Consider the following 3,833-nt stretch of genomic DNA (forward strand, 5'->3'; position numbering starts at 1 on the left):
AACTAATTGAGTAAATGCTAATCATACAGGGAGATGTGTTTTTTTGCACCTTTCCCCATGACTTTAATACCACATATATTTATATAAAATATTTGTTTTGGGTTAGCGAAATTTGTAAAAAAGAAACACAAGCATGCAAAAGTAATAGATTTGCTAAGGAATTTTAGGCTGAATAGCCTCTATTGCTTGGCAGGAATAGGTTAAAAATATATCATGACGTAATATCTAGTAAATATATGGTTGAATGCGCGCACATTGGTTAGTACCATAATTTTCGAACAGGGGATCCGTTTTGAAAAAACATCACAATATTAAATTAATTACAGCTTCTATCGCTTTAATGACATCGCTCAGTGCCTCTGCGGGTTTGGGGGGCTTGAATGTTCAATCTCATTTGGGTGAGCCTTTTACAGGCAGTATCACTGTGACTGGTGAGGAAGCTCAGGCTCTGCTCAATGGCGGTAAGGCCACTATTTCAAATGGCAATTTGCGCGCGGCGGTACGCAAATCAGGCGATAAGGCAGTCGTTACTATCCGCTCTTCTCAAGCCATCAAAGATCCTGTTTTGGTTTTCCAAGTAGGTATCGGCGCGCAATCGCGTGAATACACCGCCATTATCGATCCGGCCGGATATGATTCTAAAGATGCTGCATCTGTTCGTACCCGTCCGGCCACTGAATCTCAATCCTCCGAGCCGACACGTAATGTCCAACAGCCTGCAACGAAAAATAATAAAGCAGCAGGTAATCAGGCCACTCAGGTGCGTAAGGATGTGCAGCGTAAGGCTGAGAAAAAACAAGTTCAGACGGCCTCTGCTAAAAACGACACTGCCTCACGTTTAGGCAGACAGCATTTGGTGCGTACGGGTGAAACCCTGATGGCCATTGCGTCGAGCATCCGTCCGCAAGGTATGACCTTGGATCAAACCATCCAGGCTTTGGTAAATGCCAACCCGGATGTGTTTATTGATAATAATGCCAACCGTATGTTGGCAGGTAAAGTACTGAATATTCCAAACCGTAGCGAATTGCAACGCTTGGCTGCTTCTGCTCCTGCTAAAACTAATACGGCAACAGAAAAAGCTAATGAAACCGCTAATACAACAGAGGCTAAAACAGAAAAACCTGTTGTTCAGCCTGATGCTCAAACTGAAGCTCAGGTTAAAGATGCTGGCGTAAATACACAGCAACAGGAAGAAGTAAAACAAGCTTCAGCTGAACAAACAGAACAAGCAGCATCTGCAGCGGTTAATGAAAAAGCCGCATCGACTGTTCCTGCGTCCGATATTCAAGAAGCTATGGCTTCCGATGCTCAAGAGAATATAGTGGCTTCTGAGCCTGTTGCAACCACTGATTCTGTCGCGGAGCAAACAGAAAGCGAATCAGATGGTAATTTATGGAAATGGTTATTGGCAGGCGGTGCAGCCCTTATTGCTGCTTGGTTGTTGTTGAAAGCTGCCGGTAAACGTAAAGATGAGCCGGAAGCAGCGCCTGTAAGCCGTAAGGATGAAGAAAAGGCTGTACAGAAAAATGTTGCTGCTTCAGCTGCTGCGGTTGCTACAACTAAAGTAACGCCGTCTGAAAAAATTCAAGACGGTCTGTTTATCGAAGACGATTTCGAAGATGATGTGGTCATCAATGAAGTAGAAGAATCTTCCACTATTAATGATGTTAAACTTGATTTGGGTAAGATTGACAATAGTCAGACAGGTATTCTTTCAGGTGCAGTAACGCATGATGCAGAGACAGAGCAACGTCGCTATGCTGATTGGGATAGTATCGAATCAACAGAAAGCGTGTACGAGCCTGAACCGGAAAATCCATATCAGCCGGTATCCGTTGTTATGCCTGAACGTAAAGAAGAGCAGGTAAATACATTTGATGAGTTTGATTTTGCGACAGAAACAAAAGTCTTCGAGTCAAGAAATGAAGAGCCACTCGAGTTTACGGTAGATACCCCTGAAGATTCAGACGGCCATGTGTTGCCATTCGATATCAAGCAAGATCAAGACTTGCAAATTCAAGAAACCAAAGAAGAAGTAGAGAAAGAAGAAGCTGCTTCTGAGTTTGTGATTGAAGAAGGTGCATTGGAATGGGGAGCTGAAGATGTTTCAGTGGCTGCCGATAAAAGCAATAGTGAAAGAGGCTTTGTTTCAGAATCAGTCGGTATGACTGCACCGCTTGAAGCCAAATATGATTTGGCTAAGATGTATATCGAAATCGGTGATCCTGAAGCGGCTCGAGAAACATTGCAAGCGCTGATTGAAGAGGCTGAAGGAGATATTCTGTATAAAGCCCAAAAACTGATGAAAGAGCTTGGCGTATAAGTACCAGTAAAATGAAGATGCCGTTTCAGACGGCATCTTTTTTATGGTAAATTAAAAAGCAAGATTTTAGCTGAGTCTATTATCAGTTGGGTAAGATTTCAGCTTTATGTGATGGTTGAAGATGAAGGCCGTCTGAAATACATAATGGAGGCGTGTGTTGATCACGCCTTTTTAATATTTGTTGCTTAAGCGTAGGCAACAATATCAATTTACAAGAAGTATAAGAAATGACTGAACAAGCAAATACAACAGGGCATCTGATGCAGCGTTGGGCTTTGACCCTCTCTTATGATGGAAGCCGTTTTTATGGTTGGCAAAAACAGGCCGGAGATTTGCCGACTGTTCAGACGGCCTTAGAGCAGGCGTTGTCTTCAATAGCAAGGGAGCAAATTAATACTATTGTTGCGGGAAGGACGGATACGGGTGTGCATGCAACTGCTCAAGTGGTGCATTTTGATACGTCAGTAAGTCGTCCGGAGCAAGCATGGGTGCGTGGTGTCAATGCACATTTGCCTGATGGTGTTGCTGTGTTGGTTGCGCAAAAAGTTGTACCTCATTTCCATGCCCGATTTGATGCTTATGGCCGCCATTATCGCTATTTATTGGAATCTTCACCGGTTCGTTCTCCATTATTAGTTGGCAGAGTAGGGTGGACGCATTTGAAATTAGATTTAAATCTGATGAGGCAGGCTGCTGCCTTGTTGGAGGGGGAACATGACTTTTCCAGCTTTCGAGCGGCCGAATGTCAGGCGAAGTCCCCTATAAAGACACTATATAGTACAAAGATTAGTGGAACTTCTCGCTATCTGTGCCTTGATTTGCATGGAAATGCATTCTTGCATCATATGGTACGCAATATTATGGGGGCATTGGTGTACGTAGGTAGTGGCAGAATCAGTGTAGATGAGTTTGAGTCGGTCTTTCATGCAAAAAGCAGATTGAAGGCTCCGCCAACTTTTATGTCTGATGGTCTATATTTAACAGGTGTTGACTATCCTGATGAGTTTGGGGTGACACAACTATCTTTGCCCGAGTGGATGAGCGTTCTAGGTAATGATTTTCAGACGGCCTGACTGCGGATTGTTGGTATAAAAGCAACAAAATAGCGTGATTGATGTGTAAACTGATAAAGTGTTGTAAAAATGCAAATTTGGGTTTTGAAGAAATTTATCATTGATTTTAAATAATAAATTTCCATTATTTGGGTTGTCTCTACCTTTATTTGGTTTCTACGGTAGTGGGGGGGAATTGAATAAAGTTTGTTTTTTTAGAAAGGAACAATTATAGTGACAGTCATGGAATCGCTGATTCCAGCGATAAAGTAAGCCTAAGCGGATTGTCCGGTCTGCTTAAGTTATTTCTTCACAATAGAAAAGGAATACAGCAATGAAAAAATCCCTGATTGCCCTGACTCTGGCTGCCCTGCCTGTTGCAGCTATGGCTGACGTAACTCTGTACGGTCAAATTAAAGCTGGCGTAGAAATTTCTAAAGTAAAAGAGGGTAAGA

At 42.8% G+C, this 3,833-nt stretch carries 2 protein-coding genes and 1 pseudogene; all 3 read left to right on the forward strand.

What is annotated here, in order from left to right:
- The first annotated feature begins 340 nt into the window (after nucleotides 1–340).
- On the forward strand, nucleotides 341–2,326 hold the full coding sequence (locus ACTHUE_RS12625; RefSeq protein WP_107810942.1) for a FimV/HubP family polar landmark protein: 1,986 nt from the start codon (nucleotides 341–343) through the stop codon (nucleotides 2,324–2,326).
- A 227-nt stretch (nucleotides 2,327–2,553) separates the two neighbouring features.
- Entirely contained in the window at nucleotides 2,554–3,399 is an 846-nt protein-coding gene (truA, locus tag ACTHUE_RS12630; protein WP_070824311.1) for a tRNA pseudouridine(38-40) synthase TruA, read from the forward strand.
- Between the two features lie 313 nt (nucleotides 3,400–3,712).
- Nucleotides 3,713–3,833: pseudogene (locus tag ACTHUE_RS12635) on the forward strand (porin); the annotation flags it as partial.

This window comes from Neisseria sp. P0021.S005, from assembly GCF_051956955.1.

Coding starts and splice junctions, on each gene's coding strand:
- truA (WP_070824311.1), top strand. CDS start 2,554: ATGACTGAACAAGCAAATACAACAGGGCATCTGATGCAGCGTTGGGCT.
- ACTHUE_RS12625 (WP_107810942.1), top strand. CDS start 341: ATGACATCGCTCAGTGCCTCTGCGGGTTTGGGGGGCTTGAATGTTCAA.